The sequence below is a fragment of the Actinomyces ruminis genome (assembly GCF_002154335.2).
In the GTDB taxonomy this organism is placed as follows: Bacteria; Actinomycetota; Actinomycetes; order Actinomycetales; family Actinomycetaceae; genus Actinomyces; species Actinomyces ruminis.
Genome location: NZ_MTPX02000043.1, coordinates 1 through 19,340 on the forward strand (window position 1 = coordinate 1; position 19,340 = coordinate 19,340).

Annotated in this window: 13 protein-coding genes and 8 pseudogenes; 16 read left to right on the top strand and 5 right to left on the bottom strand. The window is 70.3% G+C overall.

Going from position 1 to position 19,340, the window contains the following annotated elements; translation table 11 throughout:
* The 3 genes and pseudogenes from BW737_RS09150 to BW737_RS09160 form a co-directional block, all read left to right on the top strand.
* A partial coding sequence (locus BW737_RS09150) for a thiamine pyrophosphate-dependent enzyme (RefSeq protein WP_257210668.1) occupies window positions 1-608 on the top strand: 608 nt, incomplete at its 5' end.
* Between the two features lie 132 nt (window positions 609-740).
* On the top strand, window positions 741-2,174 hold the full coding sequence (locus BW737_RS09155) for a S1C family serine protease (RefSeq protein ID WP_086615881.1): 1,434 nt from the start codon (window positions 741-743) through the stop codon (window positions 2,172-2,174).
* A 129-nt stretch (window positions 2,175-2,303) separates the two neighbouring features.
* A pseudogene (locus BW737_RS09160) lies at window positions 2,304-3,538 on the top strand (ATP-binding protein).
* Here the strand turns inward: BW737_RS09160 and BW737_RS09165 are convergent.
* Both BW737_RS09165 and BW737_RS18300 read right to left on the bottom strand, forming a co-directional pair.
* On the bottom strand, window positions 3,516-3,902 hold the full coding sequence (locus BW737_RS09165) for a TetR/AcrR family transcriptional regulator (protein WP_338063891.1): 387 nt from the start codon (window positions 3,900-3,902) through the stop codon (window positions 3,516-3,518). The pseudogene BW737_RS09160 and the gene BW737_RS09165 overlap by 23 nt on opposite strands.
* Before the next feature lie 51 nt (window positions 3,903-3,953).
* Window positions 3,954-4,031: pseudogene (locus BW737_RS18300) on the bottom strand (TetR family transcriptional regulator); the annotation flags it as partial.
* A gap of 143 nt (window positions 4,032-4,174) precedes the next feature.
* Between BW737_RS18300 and BW737_RS09170 the strand changes: the two are divergent.
* The 5 genes from BW737_RS09170 (at window position 4,175) to BW737_RS09185 (ending at window position 7,451) form a co-directional block, all read left to right on the top strand.
* Complete coding sequence (locus tag BW737_RS09170) at window positions 4,175-5,056, top strand: ABC transporter ATP-binding protein (RefSeq protein WP_086615879.1); 882 nt, start codon at window positions 4,175-4,177, stop codon at window positions 5,054-5,056.
* 76 nt (window positions 5,057-5,132) lie between these two features.
* Window positions 5,133-5,504, top strand: a complete 372-nt coding sequence (locus BW737_RS09175; protein WP_086615878.1) for an ABC transporter permease — start codon at window positions 5,133-5,135, stop codon at window positions 5,502-5,504.
* Complete coding sequence (locus tag BW737_RS09180; RefSeq protein WP_086615877.1) at window positions 5,489-5,989, top strand: ABC transporter permease; 501 nt, start codon at window positions 5,489-5,491, stop codon at window positions 5,987-5,989. Before BW737_RS09175 ends, BW737_RS09180 begins: the two co-directional genes overlap by 16 nt.
* 124 nt (window positions 5,990-6,113) lie before the next feature.
* The gene (locus BW737_RS16260; protein WP_180272162.1) at window positions 6,114-6,260 is read left to right on the top strand and encodes a hypothetical protein; all 147 of its coding nucleotides are present in this window, start codon (window positions 6,114-6,116) and stop codon (window positions 6,258-6,260) included.
* A gap of 99 nt (window positions 6,261-6,359) precedes the next feature.
* Window positions 6,360-7,451: an ABC transporter permease gene (locus BW737_RS09185; protein WP_180272163.1), complete on the top strand. Its 1,092-nt coding sequence runs from the start codon at window positions 6,360-6,362 to the stop codon at window positions 7,449-7,451.
* Between the two features lie 369 nt (window positions 7,452-7,820).
* Here BW737_RS09185 and BW737_RS09190 read toward each other — a convergent pair whose 3' ends face one another.
* The 3 genes from BW737_RS09190 to BW737_RS09200 all read right to left on the bottom strand — a co-directional run bounded on the left by BW737_RS09190 (window position 7,821) and on the right by BW737_RS09200 (window position 10,660).
* Complete coding sequence (locus BW737_RS09190; RefSeq protein WP_086615875.1) at window positions 7,821-8,294, bottom strand: hypothetical protein; 474 nt, start codon at window positions 8,292-8,294, stop codon at window positions 7,821-7,823.
* A gap of 187 nt (window positions 8,295-8,481) precedes the next feature.
* Window positions 8,482-9,891, bottom strand: coding sequence for an isochorismate synthase (locus tag BW737_RS09195; protein WP_420835734.1), 1,410 nt, complete (start codon window positions 9,889-9,891; stop codon window positions 8,482-8,484).
* A 1-nt stretch (window position 9,892) separates the two neighbouring features.
* Entirely contained in the window at window positions 9,893-10,660 is a 768-nt protein-coding gene (locus tag BW737_RS09200; protein WP_086615873.1) for a demethylmenaquinone methyltransferase, read from the bottom strand.
* A 285-nt stretch (window positions 10,661-10,945) separates the two neighbouring features.
* Between BW737_RS09200 and BW737_RS09205 the strand changes: the two are divergent.
* The 8 genes and pseudogenes from BW737_RS09205 to BW737_RS09240 all read left to right on the top strand — a co-directional run.
* A pseudogene (locus BW737_RS09205) lies at window positions 10,946-12,294 on the top strand (geranylgeranyl reductase family protein).
* Window positions 12,291-12,649, top strand: a pseudogene (ndhC, locus tag BW737_RS09210) (NADH-quinone oxidoreductase subunit A). The pseudogenes BW737_RS09205 and ndhC overlap by 4 nt, the downstream one beginning before the upstream one ends.
* A 15-nt stretch (window positions 12,650-12,664) precedes the next feature.
* Window positions 12,665-13,284, top strand: a pseudogene (locus BW737_RS09215) (NADH-quinone oxidoreductase subunit B).
* The gene (locus BW737_RS09220; protein WP_086615872.1) at window positions 13,281-14,051 is read left to right on the top strand and encodes an NADH-quinone oxidoreductase subunit C; all 771 of its coding nucleotides are present in this window, start codon (window positions 13,281-13,283) and stop codon (window positions 14,049-14,051) included. The pseudogene BW737_RS09215 and the gene BW737_RS09220 overlap by 4 nt, the downstream one beginning before the upstream one ends.
* A pseudogene (locus BW737_RS09225) lies at window positions 14,051-15,429 on the top strand (NADH-quinone oxidoreductase subunit D). The gene BW737_RS09220 and the pseudogene BW737_RS09225 overlap by 1 nt, the downstream one beginning before the upstream one ends.
* Window positions 15,429-16,199 carry an NADH-quinone oxidoreductase subunit NuoE gene (gene nuoE, locus BW737_RS09230; RefSeq protein WP_086615871.1) on the top strand — a complete coding sequence of 257 codons (771 nt, stop codon included), beginning with the start codon at window positions 15,429-15,431 and terminating at the stop codon, window positions 16,197-16,199. Before BW737_RS09225 ends, nuoE begins: the two are co-directional and overlap by 1 nt.
* A 70-nt stretch (window positions 16,200-16,269) precedes the next feature.
* Window positions 16,270-17,555 (top strand): annotated as a pseudogene (nuoF, locus tag BW737_RS09235) (NADH-quinone oxidoreductase subunit NuoF).
* Between the two features lie 4 nt (window positions 17,556-17,559).
* Window positions 17,560-19,340, top strand: a pseudogene (locus BW737_RS09240) (2Fe-2S iron-sulfur cluster-binding protein); the annotation flags it as partial.

Here is a 19,340-nt window from a genome sequence, read left to right on the forward strand (position 1 = left end):
CGTCCCCGCCCCGGCGCAAGCAGACCCCCTCAGCGCGGACGCCGCCGTCACCGCCGTGTGGGACGCCGCCCTGCGCGCCCCCCGGCGACGCCGCACCCCTGCTCGTCGTCGGCTCCTCCCTGACCATTCGCCGCCTGGACCGGCTGGCCGCGCCCGCCCACGGCCCCGCGCCGGCGGCGATCGCCAACCGGGGCCTGGCCGGTATCGACGGCACCCTTGCCACCGCGCTCGGCGCCGCCATCACAGCCGGGCCCGTGCGCGCCGTCGTCGGCGACCTCGCCTTCCTGCACGACGCCATGAGCCTGTCGCGCGGAAGCTTGGAGGCCGAGCCCGACCTGCAGGTCATCGTCATCGACGACGGCGGGGGAGCCATCTTCTCCACCTTGGAGTACCCGGACGTCACCCCGCCCGCCGACCTGGCTCGCTACTTCACCACGCCGCAGGCCACCGACCTCGTTGCGCTCGCGACCGCGCTGGGCGCCCAGATTCACCGACCCACCAACCTCGCCGCACTGCGAGCAATCCTGGACCAGCCCGTGCACGGGCTGAGCCTCGTGCACGTGCACCCGACCACCGCGACCGAGGACCGCAGCCCCCGCGTGACGTAGCCCCAAGGCGCCGGCGGCGCTTCACACACTGGTTCACAGGCAAGTCCCAGATTAGTGTCGGTGATGATCCAGGTCATGCGTATTAGGTGAGATGCGTTTAGTGAACGGGCCAACGGCCCGAGGAGGAGACCCATGAGCACGAACGAGCCCTTTACCGGATCCGGTGACGCCGAGCAGCCAGCCGGCGATGAAACTCAGCAGCTGTCGGGTGGTGCGGGCTCCTCGCCTTACACCTCCGCGCCGCAACCGCCTGCCGGCTACAGCTTCGACCGTGCCTCTACCCCATCCTCCTCTCCCTACGGACAGCCCGGAGCCGGCACGGGCTCTGGGGCCTACGCCCAGTCCCCCTATCAGCCTGTGCCCGCTGCACCTGATCCCGCCGGTCGCCGTCGCGGCCCCGGCTGGGGCGGCGTCATTGCCACGTCCCTGGTCACCGCGCTGCTCGCCTCCGGCGGGACCGTGGCCGCGTTGCACTACTTCGACAATGACGACGCGCGCACAGCCTCCGTGTCCGCGCCCACCGCGATCGCCACGGGCTCCACCACCCAGACCGTCTCCTCCACCGGCACCGCCCCCGATTGGGAGGCCGTGACGGCGGCCGTATCCAACTCCGTCGTATCCATCACCGTCGCCATGAGTGACGGTACCGCCGTGGGCTCCGGCGTCATTTACGATTCCGACGGACACATCATCACCAACAACCACGTGGTCTCCGGCGCCACTCAGATTCAGGTGACGCTCGCCGATGGACGCATTTTCGAGGCGGAGCTGACAGGCACCGATCCCACCACCGACCTGGCCGTGATCGAACTGGTTGATGCGCCCAGCGACCTCACGGTCGCCCAGTTCGGCAACTCCGACGACCTGGTCACCGGCGAGGACGTCATGGCCATCGGCAATCCGCTGGGGCTATCCTCCACGGCCACCACCGGCATCATCTCCGCCCTGAACCGCCCCGTGGTCACCACCCAGGAGGAGACCGAGGAGCAGTCCGGATCCGCGCTGCCCGGTCAGCTTGGCGGCCTGCTGGGCCAGTCCCAGACCACCACCACGCAGGTGTACACCAACGCCATTCAGATCGACGCGGCCATCAACCCGGGCAACTCCGGTGGCCCGCTGTTCGACGAGACCGGCGCCGTCATCGGCATCACCAGCTCGATCGCCAGCCTGTCCGACTCCGCGGATTCCGCCGGGTCGATCGGTATCGGCTTCGCGATTCCCTCCAACCTCGCTCAGAAGGTCGCCGACCAACTCATCGAGACCGGCACGGCCACACACGCCTACCTGGGGGTGTCGATCGGCGACGGCGGTGCCACCACTTCTGACGGCACCACTCGGGCGGGTGCCGAGGTGGGCGTCGTCGAGTCCGGCTCGCCCGCGGATCAGGCCGGCATCGAGGTGGGCGATGTCATCACCGCCATCGACGGCAAGGCCACCAACCAGGCGGCCGCCCTGACCGGCTTCGTGCGCCAGTACTCGGCCGGCGACGAGGTGACGCTGACGATCATTCGTAACGGCGAAGAACTCCAAGTGCCCGTGACGCTCAAGGAGCGCAAGGACTCCTGACCGCGTGGGGTCCTAAGTCCGCTACCGCCCTCTTCGCCGAGATCGGTAGGTATGGCGAGCTGTGGGGCTCGCGGACCGGCGCACCGTTGCCTTGATAAAGTTATCAAGGCAACGGCCGTTGATAAACTTATCAACGCGAGGACTCCTCTCGATTCGCCGTTCAGCCCGGGCTCAGACACCGTCCCCGAGGTGTGGGCCGGCCGGGCCGCTCAGCTCAGCGATTGGCGAGACGTGCTGCGACCACGACGTTTGGCGGGGATTCATGAGCGGGGCCGTACGATCCTCGGAGAGGCAGGCTCGGGCAAGTCCTCGCTGGTGCGGCGGATCGCCCGTGACGCCGCCGACGCCGGTGACTGGGTGACTCCGCAGCTGCGCATCCCTTCCGGAACTGACCCCATCAAGCGGCTCGCCGTGGCCTTGCTCGATCTGGCGTCGGCCGCGGGGCTGGCGATGGCCCGTGAGCAGCACATATCAGAACTCCTGCGGCGGGTAGAGACCGTGGCCATCTCCGGTGTCTCGCTGTCCGTGCGTGCGCAGGAGGGGCCGGAGCCGTACACCGTGCTGACTGATTTGCTGATCGAGATCGGCCGCGCAGCCATTCAGCGCCGAGACGTCATGGTGCTAATCCACATCGACGAAGTACAGAACATCACCGATGAGAGCGCCCGCTCGCAACTGCTGACCGCGCTAGGCGACGCCCTCGCGCACGAGGAGACCATTGCCGTCCCCGGCGGCGTGCAGGTGGATCGCGGCCTTCCGATCGCCGTGTACTTGACCGGATTGCCCGAGTGTTCGGACATGGCGGGTGCTCGTACAGGAGCCACCTTCGCGCGCCGTTTCCGCACCATCACCCTCGATGCTATAGACGATGGTGCCTTCATGGCCGCGCTCCAGCCCTTCGTCACCGAGGGTTGGCCGATCGCCGGCGACGGCGGCGACGCGGATCGAGTGTTCATGGAACCCGCGGCGCAGCGCGCCATCGTGAAACTCGCTTGTGGAGAGCCGTTCCTTTTCCAACTCGCGGGGGAGCGCGCCTGGTATGCCGGTACCGGCAATCTCATCACCGCCGCGCAGGTGCGAACCGGGTGGCGTGACGCCGCCCCGGAAGCTGAAGCGCACGTTCAGCGCATCCTGGATCGACTTCCCACGCGCGAACGGCAGTTCCTCGAGACCATGGCTGGTTTGGAGCCCGAGGAACGCACCTTGACCAATATCGCCCGGGCCGCTGGCTACGCGAAGGGAACTGACGCCGGCCCGACGGCGCAGCGCTTGGACCTCACCTGACGCATCATCCGCCGCACCCGGCCCTACAGCTTCCGCCACCGTGCCATCGAGCCTACCTCACCTCGGATTGGCCCTGGTAGCCCCCGGGCCATGCGGACCCAGAGCCGAGCGCAGGGCGGGGGCCAGTTGCGCCACAACGTCGTCGGCCGGAAGCGAGGCGACCGGCTCGAGGCGCAGCAGATAGCGGGTCAGGAACAGCCCGGAGAAGATCGTGGCCGCAGCGGCCGCCCGCCGTCCGGCGTCCACACCCCCGATGTACTCGGTCAGGCGCCCGACCATCTCCGTGTGCAGATATTCCCGCAGCACCCGCAGCGCCGCCTCGGAGGCGAGGGCGTCGGTGAACAGGCGGGCGAGCCCGTCCCGGTAGCCAGGGCGGTCCCACGCGGACAGCGCTGAGCGCAGCAGCGCCGGTGCCAGATGCTCGGGCGGCACCTTGGCGGACACGATGTCGAAGCCCTGCGCCGGGCTCAACGCCAGCTCAGCGACCGCGCGGAAAAGTCCCTCCTTGGAACCGAAGTAGTAGGTGATCAGGGAATGGTCCACATCGGCCTGCGCCGCGATTGACCGCAGCGACGTGCCGGCGTAGCGCCTTGCTCGAAGCGCTCCCGGGCGGCGGTCAGGATCCGTTCTCGGGTGTCCGAGGGACCGGAGGGACGCCCACGCCGTTTATTCACCACAGTGGAAATCATGGTGCGCACCGGGGTTCCCTGACAACCATGAGCCCCTCAGAAACCCCCGCCATCAGCTTCCGCGAACTGCGTATGGAGTTCCCTCGCCGCCGCTCTCGGCCTTTGGTCGCGCTCGAGGCGCTCACCCTCGACGTGGCCCCCGGCCAGGTCTTCGGCCTGCTGGGTCCCAATGGCTCGGGCAAGACCACCTCCGTCAACCTGCTGTGCGGCCTGCTGCGATCGACCGGCGGCACCGTGCTGGTGGAGGGCATCGATGTGCGCGACGACGTCACCGCAGTGCGGGAACGCCTGGGCGTAGTCCCCCAGGAGACCGCCCTGTACAACGACCTGAGCGCCGACGAGAATCTCACCTTTCACGCCCGCCTGTACGGCGTGCCCCGCGCGCAACGCCGCACCCGCGTCAACGAGGTCCTCGAGCTCGTCGGCCTGGCGGAGCGCCGCGGCGACCGGGTGGGCACCTACTCCGGCGGCATGCAGCGCCGACTGGCCCTGGCCCGTGCCCTGCTGACCCAGCCGGGCGTCGTCGTTCTGGACGAGCCCACCCTCGGGGTGGACGTGCAGTCCCGCGCCGCCCTGTGGGAACGCGTGCGACGCATCGCATCCGACGGCGGCACGGTGCTGCTGACCACGAACTACATGGAGGAGGCGCAGGCACTGGCGGATAACCTCGCCATCCTCGATCACGGCACCCTGATTGCCGAAGGCACTCCCGACGAACTGCGCGGCAGACTTGGCCGGACCTTCATCGACGTGCGTGGTTCCCGCCCCGATCCAGGCTGGAGCAGCTGCCCGGCGTCACGGGGATCACCTGGCGCGACGGCGTCGCCGCAGTGTCCGCGGACGGAGCCCCCGCCACCATCCGCGCCGTCCTCGACTGGTTCGCCGAGCACGACCCCGGGGCCGCCCTGATGGGGGTGCGCCGTCCCGACCTCAACGACGTGTTCCTGCACCTGACCGGCAAGGCGCTGCGCGATGGGGGAGAGGCATGACCGGCGTGCGGGCCGCCGTTGCCATCGCGGTCAAGGACTGGACCAGGTTCATCCGGCAGCCGTTCCTCATGATCATCAGCGTGGTCATCCCGCTGGTGTTCATCTTCTTCTACTCCCTGGTCATCCCCGTGTCCAACAACAACCCGATCATGGTGGCCGACCTGGACGGCGGCCCCGTCGCCGAGCGCCTGATCGAGATCATGCGCACCATCCACTCCGACGAGGGCCCCTACTACGACGTGCGCACCACCGAGCCCGGAACCGCGTTAAGGGCCTTTGACGACGCCGAGGCACTCGCCGTCGTCGTCATCCCGGAGGCTTCTCCCAGGCCGCAGATGCCGGGGACGCCCAGTTGGAGTTGCGGCTGAACAACATCAACTCCGACTACTCCAAGAACCTGCGGCTGCGCCTGGACGCGGTGGTACGCGCCCTCAACGAGGAATTGACCGAGCCGGTGCTGAGCGTGGAGGAGACGCGCTGGCTGTCCACCGACCCCACCATGCTCGGCTACATCTCCACCAGCCTGCTGCTGTTCGGCTGCCTGTACGCCGCCATGGTCAACACCGGACTGCAAATCGCCGTGGAGTGGAATGACCGCACCGTCAAACACCTGCTGCTGGCCCCGCTCGGCCGCGGCACGCTCGTGGCCGGCAAGGTGATATCCGGGCTCGGACAGTCCCTGGCATCGGTGGCACTGGTGCTGGTGGTGCTCGGCGTCGGCTTCGGCTTCCGTCCCACCGGCAGTCTGCTCGCCATGGCGGGCATCGTCGGGGTGGTGCTGCTCATGGGGGCGGGCATCGGCATGGTGGTCGGCGTCGCCTCGAAGAAGACCCTGGCGACGGCGTCGGCCTGATCACCCTGGCGGTCGCCCTGTTCCTGGTGTCCGGGAACGAGGAATCCATGCGCGGGCTCGCCTGGGGGCAGCCGATCACGGCGCTGTGGCAGCTGTCCCGGGCACTGCCCACCACCTACGCTTCATGAGCGCCCGCAGCATCTTCCTCACCGGCGACGCCTCAGACCTGGCCCGCAACCTCGCCGTCGTGCTGAGCGCGACGACGGCGATTCTGGCGGCGGCCGGTTGGCTGCTGCGCCGCGCCTACACCCATCTGACCGGAGGACAGTGACCAATGAAGCCGATGATGACTATGAGGAGGCCAAGACGTCACGGTCAGCGGGACGACCGGATGGGGCGGAACTCGTGGCCGGGATGGCACCTCGACCGTGTGGGCGCCGTCGCCCGCAAGGACCTGCGCCAGTGGGCGCGCGACCGGCAGGCCCTGACCGGCCCCATGCTCATCCCGCTGGTGCTGATGTTCCTGTGCGGCATCCTGTTCGGCTTCGGCGGGGACGAGTGGAACGTCGGGCTGGTCAACGAGGGACAGGGCGCGCATGCGGCCGCTTTCGAGGCGGAGATCCGCGACCTGCGCAGCAACATCAGCCCCTACTTCCGTGTGGTGACCACCGACGCCGACGAGGCCGAACGCCTGGTGGCCACCGGCCGCCTGCACCTGGTGGTCACCATTCCCGCCGACTTCGACGAGCGCATCGAGACGGGGCAGACGCCCGTACTACGCACCAGGACCTACAACATCAACACCGACATGATGAAGAACGCCCGCCTGCGGCTGACCCGCGCCATACAGGACTACGCCGCCGCACAGATGCCCGGGGCCGCGCCGGTCACCGTCACCCAGACCACCACCCGGCTCGACGACGTGTGGCGGCGCACCTTCATCGGACACAGCGCCGTCATCCTCGCGGTCATGGTGGGCTCCGCCCTCAACGCCGCGATCATGGTCGCGCGCGAGTGGGAACACCGCACCGTCAAGGAGATCAGGCTCGCCCCGCGCCCCCTGGGGGATGTCACCGCCGGGACCCTGGTCGCCGCCGTCATCGCCGGAGGCATCAATACCCTGGTCACCCTGGCGGTCGCCGCGGCCGTCTTCGGAGTGCGCATACCCGTGGGGCGCCTGCCGGTGCTGGCTGGGCTGGCCGCCCTGACCTCGCTGGCATGCGCCGGGCTCGGTGCGGCCATCGGCGCCTGGCTGCGGGACTACCGCACCGTGCAGCCGCTGCTCATGATCACCTTCGCCGGCTCGTTCTTCGCCTCGGGCGGTTTCTCCTCGCTCGCCACCCTGCCCCGCGCGGTGCAGGCATTCGACCGTTTCTGGCCGCCGACCTACGTGTTCGAGACCATGCAGGCGCAGGCATGGATGATCGCGCCGCCGTCGGCGGCACCGGTGCTGATCGGCGGCGCCGCGGCCGCAGCAGTGGGGGTGGGTGTCGGTGCCTGGGCGCTGAGCCGGCGGCTATAGACGGGCAAGCCCGGTTCGAGGACGCGGGGCCTGATGGGTTCTGCTGTCTCACGTACGAGTTCTGCTCTCACGTACGAGTTTTGGAGCTTTCCGACTGCCAGAGGCGGGGAAACCCCCAAAACGCGTACGTGTGGCGGGAATGCGTACGTCAGAGGCGAACTCGTACGTCAGTGGCCGGTCAGCCCGGACCCGCCGTGCCATAGACGTCTTAATTGGCCCGAGAACGACCTGGCCGGCCCGAGTGCGACCCTCGCACCACGCACCACCGCACCCACAAACCGGAAGAATCCCAAGGCGAACCGTCGGGTGGTGGTGGCGGGCACACCGGCGACACGTGTCGCGAGTCTGGGCACTTTGCGGGCGCAACGGTCAACCGCGAATGACTTCGACCAGCATCCAGGACGCGGCGAGGACGTACCAACAGGCGTACAGGGCATGCAATGGGAGGTTCAGGCGTAGATAGCGGGCGGCGTCGGCCGCGGAGACCGGCTGTCCGGAGACCAGTTTCTCCTCGGGCGCGGTGAAGCCGGTGAGCCGGTGGACAGCGAGCAGCAGTGGCAGCGCCGCCACGGCCAGGCAGCGGCCCGCCAGTGGCTGATGCCAGTCGGCGGCCAGTGCCGCCACGGCGATGAAGAACTGCAGCAGCATGGCGGCGGCGTAGGTCGTCTTCAGACCTGTGCGGCGGCGGAAGGGGGCGTAGGTGCGCTGCAGCTCATCGATCTGTCCGCCGCGTACCATGTGGGAGAAGTAGCCGCCGATCGTCAGGCAGTACATGGTCAGGAAGCCGCCGACCATGGCGGTGGTGAGGATGACCAGGACCCGCAGGGTGAGGAAGGCGATCATGCCGCGAGTGTGTCGCCCCCGGTTGGTCGGCGGCAAGGGGAGTCAGCAACCGCGGGCGGCCGTCTGCGAGCGCCCCGCATATGTGGCGACAATCGCGCGGAGCGTCGTCGGCGGGCGTGAGCGCACATGTGGCTGTGGTCGGCACCCCAGGCCGAGGAGAGCTGAATCAGCAGGGAGCGCCTAGCGGCTAGCCGCCCACGCCCAGGGCCGCGAGCATGGGACGCATCTTCGCGGTCGTCTCCGCCAACTCGTCGGCGGGCACCGACTCGGGCATGATCCCGCCACCGCCGAAGACCCGCGCCGGCGCCCCGGGGCCCAGCCCGTCGGGCGGCAGCGCGGCGCTGCGCAGCGCGATGCACCACTCGCCCTCGCCATGCCAGTCCACCCAGCCCACCGGGCCGGCATAACGCCCCCGGTCCATCCCCTCAACCTCGACGATGATGCGGGCGGCCGCTTCGGAGGGGGTGCCGCACACGGCCGCGGTGGGGTGCAGCGCGCCCACCAGGGACAGGGCCCCCGTGTCCCCGGCGACCACGCCGGTGATGTCGGTGGCCAGGTGCAGCACGTTCGGCAGCATCAGCACCCGCGGCGGCTCGGCCTCCACCAGCGAGCACAAGGGCTCCAGCGCAGTCACGGCCGAGGCACGCGCGAACTCGTGCTCGGCCCGGTTCTTCGCCGACGCCGCCAGCCAGCGCGCCAAGCGCTCCGCCTCGCGCTCGCGGGCGGCCGCATCACCCGCGTGACGGCGCGCGGTACCCGCCAGCACCCGGCTGGCCAGGTGCCGGTTCTCCAACCGCACCAGCAGCTCCGGGGTGGCCCCCACCATGGAATCCACGGCGAAGGTCCAGCACGACGGGTAGCTCGCCCCCAGGTGCCGCAGCAGGTCGCCGGTCGCCAGGGTGGCCGACGGCGTCACCAGCAAATCCCGGGCCAGCACCACCTTGCGTGCCTCACCCGCCGCCATGCGCCGCTGGGTTTCGGCGACGGCGGCCAGGTAGTCGGTCTCGGACAGTGACCCGGGCGAGACCATGGGGGCGTCGGGGGAGGAGGCGTCCGGCCGGGCGGATGCCGGCGGGCGCAACCGAGCCAGGGCCTCCGCCACCTCCGGATGCGCCTCGCCCTCCGGGACGGCCGTGGTCAGCCACGCCCCCGCGGCATCCAGACCCACGAGCACCTGCGGCACGATCAGCACCGAGGCGGCGGCGGAGTCGGGGGAGAAGGCGATGGTGCCCAGGGCCACCGGGCCGGTGCCGGGGCGCACCAGCGCATCGCGCCACCAGGAGGCGTACACGGTGGCCCGCCAGGCGCTCCGCAGGGACTCGATCCGGTCCGGCCCCTGCGCCTCCAGGCGAAGCGCCTGCCCCCAACCGACCAGGCCGCGGCCGTGACGTACCCAGCTGACGACGTCCTCCCGTCCTGCCAACAACTCGAGCAGTCCCTGCGAGCCTCCGGCCGTCGCGCCGTCGGAACCCGCCGCGATTAGGCCGGTGGGAAGGGGAACCGTGCGGAAGGACAGGCGCGGGGGAGAGGCGGCGGCCCGAGCGGCCGACAGCGCCGGCGGAGCGAGCGGGGCGTGGTCGGCCACCGGTGGGGTCACCTCAGACCTCCGGGGCGGCGGTCGGCGCGTCATCGCGGACGCCGGTCTCCGCGGGCGCCGCCTCGTCCGCGGACGCCCCAGGCTTGGTGGCGCGGTGGATGGCGACGATTCCGCCGGACAGGTTCTTGTAACCGACCCCGCGCCAGCCGGCGTCCTGGATCAATGCGGCCAGCGCCTCCTGATCCGGCCAGGCCAGGATCGACTCGCCCAAATAGCCGTAGGCGTCAGCGTTCGAGGACACCAGTCTCCCGGCCGCCGGCAGGGCAGTGCCCAGATAGAAGCGGTACAGGCGGCGGAACGCCGCGTGCACGGGGGTGGAGAACTCGGCGATCACCAGCCGCCCGCCGGGGCGGGTCACCCGCGCCATCTCCGCCAGGGCCTTGGCGGTGTTCTGCACATTGCGCAGCCCGTAGGAAATGGTCACCACGTCGAAGGCGGCATCGGGGAAGGGCAGGGCGGTGGCGTCGCCGACCACGAACTCGATCTCCGGGTGGCGCCGGCGTCCCTCGGCCACCATGCCGGCCGACAGGTCGCAGGCCACCACCTGGGCGCCGTCGGCCGCGTAGTCGACGCTGGATGTGCCGGTACCGGCGGCCAGGTCCAGTACCCGCATGCCGGGACGGGCGGCGACGGTGGTGCGCGTGACTGCGCGCCACATGCGCACCTGCCACAGGCTCATGACGTCATTAGTCAGGTCATAGCGGCGCGCGACGGCGTCGAACATGCCCGCGACCTCGCGCGGGTCCTTGGCGAGAGAAGCTCGACTCATGGGCTGATCCTCGCAGATTCTGCGTTCGCCTCAGACACGCCGGGGCGTCCGGGTCGGGACTGTGGCGGTGCGGCCATGTGTGCGGGAAACAATTCGCAAGGCAAGGGATGTCTAAATAGGTGAACGGTGTCGCCTGGCCGGGGCTGCCCCCGCCTGCGTCGGGAGTACGGAATACTGGGAATTGCCGGGGGAAAACCGGCCGGCCCAGGTCCGGCCGCCGCCCCCTGCCTACAGCGCCCGGAACAGTCGGTAATGTCTTCGGCGGTCCCGTTCGCTTGCAGGGCCATGGCCACCCGGCGGCCCGCATTCCCACCATCCGAGCGCATACGAAGGAGGCGCGCAGTGACGACTGACCAGCTGAGCGCCGACGTCGTAGTCGTGGGGGCCGGCCCCGCCGGAGCCTCCGCCGCCTACCACCTGTCCAAGCTCGGTCTGGACGTACTGCTGCTCGAGCGCCACGAACTCGGCCGCGACAAGGTCTGCGGGGACGGACTCACCCCCTCCGCCGTGCGTGAACTGGTCAACATGGGCGTGGACACCTCCGCCTGGCGGCGCAACCAGGGGCTGCGCGTCATTGGGGGCGGACACCAGCTGCACATTCCCTGGCCCGAACAGCCCAGCCTGCCCGCCTACGGACTGGCCCGGCGCCGCAGCGAATTGGACCGGGAATTGGTCATCCACGCCGTCACCGCCGGCGCCCGACTGCTCACCGGCGTCACCGCCACCGCCCCCATCACCGGCCCCTCCGGCCGGGTCACGGGCGTGCAGGTTCGCCCCACCCCGCGTCATCTCGCCCCCGGCGTCGATGCGCCCACCACGATCACGGCCCCGCTGGTCATGGACGCCGGTGGGGTCTCCGCCCGCCTGGCCACCGCCGTCGGCCGCACCCGTAACGAGCGCCGGCCGCTGGGCGTCGCCGTGCGCGCCTACTTCCGTTCCCCCCGCGCCGACGACGACTGGATGGAATCCCGCCTGGAACTGTGGGACGGACCCGCCGGCCACTCCGACCTGCTGCCCGGCTACGGCTGGATCTGGAGCGTGGGCGACGGGCTGGTCAACGTGGGTCTGGGATCGGTGAGCTCGACGCCGGGCGCCGCCTCCGCCCGCAACATCGACTACCGGGCCGTATTCAAGCGCTGGCTGGCACACGTCCCCGCATCCTGGGGCTTCACCCCCGAAAACCAGGTCGGCCGCACCGCCTCGGCCGCCCTGCCCATGGCCTTCAACCGCAAACCCCACTACGCCGATGGGCTTATGCTGCTGGGTGACGCCGGCGGCATGGTCTCGCCCTTCAATGGGGAGGGCATCGCCCAGGCGTTGACCTCCGGGCGCCTGGCGGCCGAGGCGGCGGCTCAGGCCGCGGCGCGTCCCACGGCCTCGGGCCGCGAACTCGCCCTGTCCCAGTACCCCGCCGCCTTGGAGGCGCAGATGGGCGGCTACTACACGCTGGGGCGCATTTTCGTGGCCCTGATCGAGCATCCCGAGGTGATGCGCGTGTGCACCCGCTACGGGCTGCCCCGCAAGCGCCTCATGCGGCTCGTCTCCAAGCTCCTGTCCGACGGCTGGGAGCGCCGGGGCGGCGACGGAATCGACACTTCATCCAACTTCTGACAAGGATGGTGCCGGCAGCATGAACCCCTACGTCTCTCTGCTCATCATGGCGGCGGTCGCCATGGTCATCGCCATCGGTGGCCTGGTGCTGTCCGCCATCGTGAGCCCCAACCGGCGCAACCGGGTCAAGGTCGCCAACTACGAGTGCGGCATCGACCCCACCCCCACCAACGTCGACCAGGGCCGGTTCCCGGTGTCCTTCTACCTGGTGGGCATGACCTTCATCATCTTCGACGTCGAGGTCGTCTTCCTCTACCCGTGGGCCACCGCCTTCGTGCAGTTGGGCGTTTTCGGGTTGGGCGCCGCCTCATCTTCATCGCCCTGATCACGGTGCCCTACCTCCTCGAGTGGCGCCGTGGCGGCCTGGACTGGGAGTAAAGGAGTAAACCCTTCATGGACATGCGCGAGTACCGGGAGAAGATGCTCCACATCCCCTCCAAGCGGGATGACCCGTACGCCCAGGCGCTGGAAAGCGTCGAGGGCCCCGGCTTCATGCTCACCACCGTGGAGAAGCTCGCAGACCTGGCGCAGGCGCGCTCGCTGTGGCCGGTGACCATGGGCCTGGCCTGCTGCGCCATCGAGATGATGGCCACCGGCACGCCCCGCTTCGACATGGCCCGCTTCGGCTGGGAGGTCTTCCGCGCTCCCCGCGTCACGCCGACGTCATGATCGTCTCCGGTCGCGTCTCCCACAAGATGGCACCGGTGGTGCGCAACGTCTACGACTCCATGCCCGAGCCCAAGTGGGTCATCTCCATGGGGGCCTGCGCCTCCTCTGGCGGCGTGTTCAACAACTACGCCGTGGTCCAGGGCGCCGACCACATCGTGCCGGTGGACATCTACCTGCCCGGCTGCCCGCCCCGCCCCGAGATGCTGCTGAACGCCATGCTGGAACTGACCCGCCAGATCGAGCGCAAGCCGATCTTCGGCCACCGCGAGGAGATCGCCCGCGCCGTCGAGGCGGCCGCCCTCAAGGCCGTCCCCACCGCCGAGATGAAGGGGCTGCTCGCATGAGCACCGACAACGCCGCGAACACCACACCCGAATCCGACGCCGTCGCCGTGACCGCTCCCGCTGTCCCGGAGATCGCCGGCCAACCGGTGCGCGAGGAACTGCGCCTGGAGGTCATCGGTACCTACACCGGCCAGTTCGGCGCCGCCGATGCCGGCGACACCACCGGCTACGGCGATACCACCAGCGTGGTCGCCCTCGCCCCCGCCGCCACCCGCCCCTACGGGGGGTGGTTCGACGACGTCGTCGACGCCCTGATCGAGGACCTCACCGAGGCCGGCGTCGAGCCGGCCGCCGCCATTGAGAAGGTCGTCGTCGAGCACGATGAACTGACGCTGTTCATCACCCGCGAGCACCTGCTGGACGTGGCCCGCCCCCTGCGCGACGACCAGGACCTGCGCTTCGAGCTGTGCCTGGGCGTCACCGGCGTGCACTACCCGGGGGACGCCGGCCGCGAACTGCACGCCTGCTACGAGCTGATCTCCCTGACCCACGGTGCCCGCGCCCTGCGCCTGGAGGTCACCTGCCCCGAAAGCGACCCGCACATACCCTCGCTGGTGCCGGTCTACCCCGGCAATGACTGGCACGAGCGCGAGGCCTGGGACCTGATGGGCATCGTCTTCGACGGCCACCCCAACCTGACGCGCTCGGCGATGCCCGACGACTGGGTCGGGCACCCGCAGCGCAAGGACTACCCGCTCGGCGGCATCCCCGTCGAGTACAAGGGCGCCTCAACCGCCACCGCCGACACCCGGAGGTCGTACCGCTGATGAGCACACTGCACGCCACCGGCCCCGCCACCGACGACCTCGCCGAGGGCGCCCCCCAGTACACCGCCAACGGCGGCGACTGGGACGACATCGCCGCCCAGATCGCCGCCCGCGATGAGGCCGATCGCCTCCAGCGCGACCGCGTCGTGGTCAACATGGGCCCGGTCCACCCCTCCACCCACGGCGTGCTGCGCCTGGTGCTGGAGACCGATGGGGAGACCGTCACCGAGCTGCGCGCGGGCACGGGCTTCCTGCACACCGGCATTGAGAAGAACATGGAGTACCGCACCTGGGTGCAGGGCGAGACCTTCGTGACCCGCATGGACTATGTGGCCCCCTTCTTCCAGGAGGTCGGCTACGCCCTGGCGGTGGAGAAGCTCCTGGGCATCACCGACGACGTCCCCGAGAAGGCGACCGTCGCCCGCGTGGTCCTCATGGAGCTCAACCGGATCGCCAGCCACGTGGTGGCCGTAGGCTCGGCCGGCAATGAGATGGGCGGCACCACGCTGATGACCATCTCCTTCCGCTGCCGCGAGAACATCCTGCGGGCCTTCGAGATGGCCTCCGGGCTGCGCATGAACCACGCCTACGTGCGCCCGGGCGGCCTGGCCCAGGACCTGCCGGAGGGCTTCACCGACTTCGTCCGCTCGGTCATGCCGAACATCAAGAACGATCTGGCGAGCTGGAGTCCCTGCTCATGGCCAACCCCATCCTGAAGTCCCGGTTCGTGGGCATCGGGGAGATGAGCCTGGCCGCAGCCATGGCCATGGGGCTGACCGGCCCGTGCATCCGGGCCGCCGGCTACCCGCTGGACATGCGCAAGCTGCGCCCCTACTGCGGGTATGAGACCTACGACTTCGAGGTCCCCGTCTACGACAACTCCGACTGCTACAACCGGCTGCGGGTCCGCTTCGACGAGTGCTACCAGTCCCTCAAGATCGTCTCCCAGGCGCTGGACCGGCTCGATGAGATCGCCGCCCGCGGCGACGATCCCTCCAACACCACCATGGTCGCCGACCCGACCATTGCCTGGCCCGCCCGGATGGCCATCGCCACCGACGGGCAGGGGCAGTCCCTGGAGCACGTCAAGGAGATCATGGGCAGCTCCATGGAGTCCCTGATCCACCACTTCAAGCTCGTCACCCAGGGGTTCCGGGTGCCGGCCGGGCAGGTGTACCAGACGGTCGAGCACGCCAAGGGCGTCCTCGGCATCCAGGCCGTCTCCGACGGCGGCACTCGCCCCTACCGGGTCCACTTCCGCGACCCCTCCTACTCCAACCTGCAATCGCTGGCCATGATGAGCGAAGGCGGCATGATTGCCGACGTCGTCCCGTCCCTGGCCTCGATCGACCCCGTCCTGGGAGGCGTGGACCGCTAATGAGCACCACTTCCGAGAACATTCCCGCACCGGCCGACGCCGCCGGCACCGCACTCGGGTACGCCCCGGATGTGGCCGCGCAGCTGGACGCCGACATCGCCGAGATCATGGGCCGCTACCCGGCGGGGCACGAGCGCAGCGCCATCATCCCCATGCTGCACCTGCTGCAGAGTGTGGACGGCTACGTCTCCCCGGCCGGCATCGCCCTGGTCGCCCAGAAGCTGGGACTGACCCGCTCCGAGGTCTCGGCCGTCGCCACCTTCTACAGCCAGTTCCGCCGCCACCCCGCCGGCGAGTACCACGTGGGCGTGTGCACCAACGCCCTGTGCGCCGTCATGGGCGGTGACGAGGTCTGGCGGGCGGTGAGCGAACACACCGGTCTGGGCAGTGACGAGACCAGCGCGGACGGCCGTATCAGCCTGGAGCGGGTGGAGTGCAACGCCGCCTGCGACTACGCCCCCGTGGTCATGGTCAACTGGGAGTTCTTCGACAACCAGACCCCCGCCTCCGCCGTCGACCTGATCGAGCGGCTCGAGCGCGGCGAGGACATCACCCCCACCCGTGGCCCGGAGACCGTGCCCACCTTCCGGGAGAACGAGCGGCTGCTGGCCGGCTTCTACGACGGTCGCGCCGACGAGGGCATCGCCGCCGGCGAGTCCAGCCTGCGCGGCCTGCGCCTGGCCCGCGAGCACGACTGGACCGCCCCCAGCGAGCAGCCCGCAACCGCCGCGGCCCCCGCCGACGCACCCACTGAGGAGGAGGACAAGTGAGCGAGCAGACTCCCGGCTCCGCGGAGCGGCCTTCACCGCCCCGGGCACCCTCACCCCGGTCGTCACCGACATGTGGGACAAGCCGCGTTCCTGGACGCTGGACGCCTACCGGGACGCCGGCGGCTACCAGGGCCTGGCCCGCGCCAAGACCATGAGCTCGGCCGACCTGATCGAGCTGGTCAAGGCCTCCAACCTGCGCGGCCGCGGCGGTGCCGGCTTCCCCACCGGACTGAAGTGGTCCTTCCTGCCTGCCCCGGACGGCCTGCCCCGCTACCTGGTGGTCAACGCCGATGAGTCCGAGCCCGGCACCTGCAAGGACATGCCCACGCTGATGGCCAACCCCCACGCCCTGGTCGAGGGCGTCGCCATCACCTCCCGCGCCATCGGTGCCGACCGCGCCTTCGTATACGTGCGCGGCGAGGTCGCCCACGCGTACCGGCGCCTGCTGCACGCCATCCACGACGCCGTCGACGCCGGCCTGCTCGATTCCGGCTTCGGCCTGGACGGCAAGCAGGCGCTGAAGATCGTGGCCCACGCCGCGCCGGCGCCTACATCTGCGGCGAGGAGACGGCCCTGCTGGACTCCCTGGAGGGACGCCGCGGGCACCCGCGCCTGCGCCCCCCGTTCCCGGCGGTGCAGGGCCTGTACGCCCGCCCCACCGTCATCAACAACGTGGAGACGATCGCCTCCGTGCCCGGGGTGTTGGCCCGCGGTGCCGCCTGGTACTCCTCCATGGGCACCGAGCGCTCCAAGGGGCACGGTCTGTTCTCGGTGACCGGGCACGTCGTCAACCCCGGTCAGTTCGAGGCCCCCTTCGGCATCACCATGCGTGAGCTGATCGAGTTGGCCGGCGGCATGCGGCCCGGCCACGAGCTGAAGTTCTGGGTGCCGGGCGGCTCCTCCACCCCCATCTTCGGCCCCGAGGAACTGGACGTTCCGCTCGACTACGAGTCCGTGATCGGCGCCGGCTCCCTGCTGGGCACCCGCGCGCTGCAGGTCTTCGACGACACCGTCTCGGTGGTGCGGGTGGTATCCCGCTGGACCGAGTTCTACCAGCACGAGTCCTGCGGCAAGTGCACCCCCTGCCGCGAGGGCACCTACTGGATGCGGCAGATCATGACCCGCCTGGAGGCCGGGCAGGGCCAGCCGGGTGACGTGGAGAAGCTGGAGGACATCGCCTCCAACATCTCCGGCCGCTCCTTCTGCGCCCTCGGGGACGCCGCCGCCACCCCGATCGCGTCGGGCATTAAGCGCTTCCGCAGTGAGTTCGAGGCCGGTTACACCACTCCTGCCGCCGAGCTGTTCCCGCCGGCGGCCTCCTCCATTGTCAATAGCCAGGCTCAGAGCGGACGGTGACCACATGACTGACACGGTCAACATCACGATCGACGGCATGAGCGTCGAGGTGGACAAGGGCACCCTGCTGATCCGCGCCGCGGAGCAGGTGGGCGTGCGCATCCCGCGCTTCTGCGACCACCCGCTGCTGGCGCCGTCGGCCAACTGCCGCCAGTGCTGGTGGAGGTCGCCATGCCGGGCCGCGACGGCGTAGTCCGGCCCATGCCCAAGCCGCAGCCCGCCTGCGCCATGACCGCCTCGGAGGGCATGGAGATCTCCACCCAGCCACCAGCGCGGTGGCCGCCAAGGCGCAGGCCGGCACCATGGAGTTCCTCCTGATCAACCACCCGCTGGACTGCCCGGTGTGCGACAAGGGCGGGGAGTGCCCCCTGCAGAACCAGGCCCTGGAGCTGATGGCCTCCGGCGCCCAGGCGCCACCCGCTTCACCGACGTCAAGCGCACCTTCCCCAAGCCGCTGCGCCTGACCAGCAACATCCTGCTCGACCGCGACCGCTGCATCCTGTGCCAGCGCTGCGTGCGCTTCGCCGACCAGATCGCCGGTGACCGCTTCATCGCCCTGCAGGGCCGCGGCGCCGGCCACGCCGGCGGCGAGATCACCGGCGGGCTGTACTCCGAGCAGATCGGCCGCTTCGACTCCGGCGTGCTCGACTTCCACGACCCCGACGCCGTCGCCTCCCGGCGCACGCAGACCGTGCGCGGCGGTGAGCACCTGGTGACCGAGGACGATCTCGCCGGCCCGGGCGGACAGCCCGGCGTCGTCGATGGCACCGTCTACGGGCCCGGCACGCTCGGCGGAGCCGAAGAGCTGGACGTCTCCGGGCGGCCCTTCGCCTCCTACTTCTCCGGCAACATCATCCAGATCTGCCCGGTGGGCGCCCTGACCAGCGCCCGCTACCGGTTCCGGGCCCGCCCCGACGACCTGGTGTCCACCGACACGGTCACCGAGCACGACGCCTCCGGGTCCGCCCTGCGCGTGGACATGCGCCGCGGCGTGGTGCTGCGTCGCCTGGCGGGCAACGACCCCGAGGTCAACGAGGAGTGGATCACCGACAAGGACCGCTTCGCCTTCCCCTGGTCCACGCTCGACGACCGGCTGGACCTGCCGCTCGTGCGCGACGAGGACACCGGTGAGCTGGTCGCCACCTCCTGGTCCGACGCCCTGGACGTGGCCGCCCGCGGCCTGGCCGCGGCTCGTGCCGACGGCGGGGTGGGGCTTCTGCCCGGCGCCCGCCTGACCCTGGAGGACGGCTGGGCCTGGTCCCGCTTCGCCCGCACCGTGCTGGGTACCAACGACATCGACCAGCGCGTGCGCGACCACTCCTCCGAGGAGGACACCTTCCTCGCCGCCCGCGTGGCCGGCACCGGCCTGGGCGCGGTCACCTACCGCTCCCTGGAGGCCGCCGGCCAGGTGCTGCTGATCGCCCTGGAGCCGGAGGACGAGTGCGGCTCGCTGTTCCTGCGGCTGCGCAAGGGGGTGCGCGCCGGGGGCGTCAAGGTCGCCACCGTCGCCAACCTCGTCTCGGCCGGCTCGCGCAAGCTCGATGCCGACGTAATCCTGGCCGCCGCCGGCACCGAGGCCCGCGCCGTCGCCCTGCTGTCCCAGACCCACCCGGAGCTGACCCGGGCCCTGGGCCAGGACGGCGCCACGATCCTGGTGGGGGAGCGGGCGGCCGCCGTTCCGGGCCTGCTGTCCGTGGTGGACACGCTCGCCACCGCCACCGGCGCCCGCCTGGCCTGGGTGCCGCGGCGCGCCGGTGAGCGCGGCGGCATCGAGGCGGGCCTACT

Bases quoted from the DNA above. Each gene is read 5' to 3' on its own strand.
- BW737_RS09155 (WP_086615881.1), top strand. From the start codon at position 741: ATGAGCACGAACGAGCCCTTTACCGGATCCGGTGACGCCGAGCAGCCA.
- BW737_RS09170 (WP_086615879.1), top strand. From the start codon at position 4,175: ATGAGCCCCTCAGAAACCCCCGCCATCAGCTTCCGCGAACTGCGTATG.
- BW737_RS09175 (WP_086615878.1), top strand. From the start codon at position 5,133: ATGACCGGCGTGCGGGCCGCCGTTGCCATCGCGGTCAAGGACTGGACC.
- BW737_RS16260 (WP_180272162.1), top strand. From the start codon at position 6,114: ATGAGCGCCCGCAGCATCTTCCTCACCGGCGACGCCTCAGACCTGGCC.
- BW737_RS09190 (WP_086615875.1), bottom strand. From the start codon at position 8,294: ATGATCGCCTTCCTCACCCTGCGGGTCCTGGTCATCCTCACCACCGCC.
- BW737_RS09200 (WP_086615873.1), bottom strand. From the start codon at position 10,660: ATGAGTCGAGCTTCTCTCGCCAAGGACCCGCGCGAGGTCGCGGGCATG.
- BW737_RS09220 (WP_086615872.1), top strand. From the start codon at position 13,281: ATGAGCACCGACAACGCCGCGAACACCACACCCGAATCCGACGCCGTC.
- nuoE (WP_086615871.1), top strand. From the start codon at position 15,429: ATGAGCACCACTTCCGAGAACATTCCCGCACCGGCCGACGCCGCCGGC.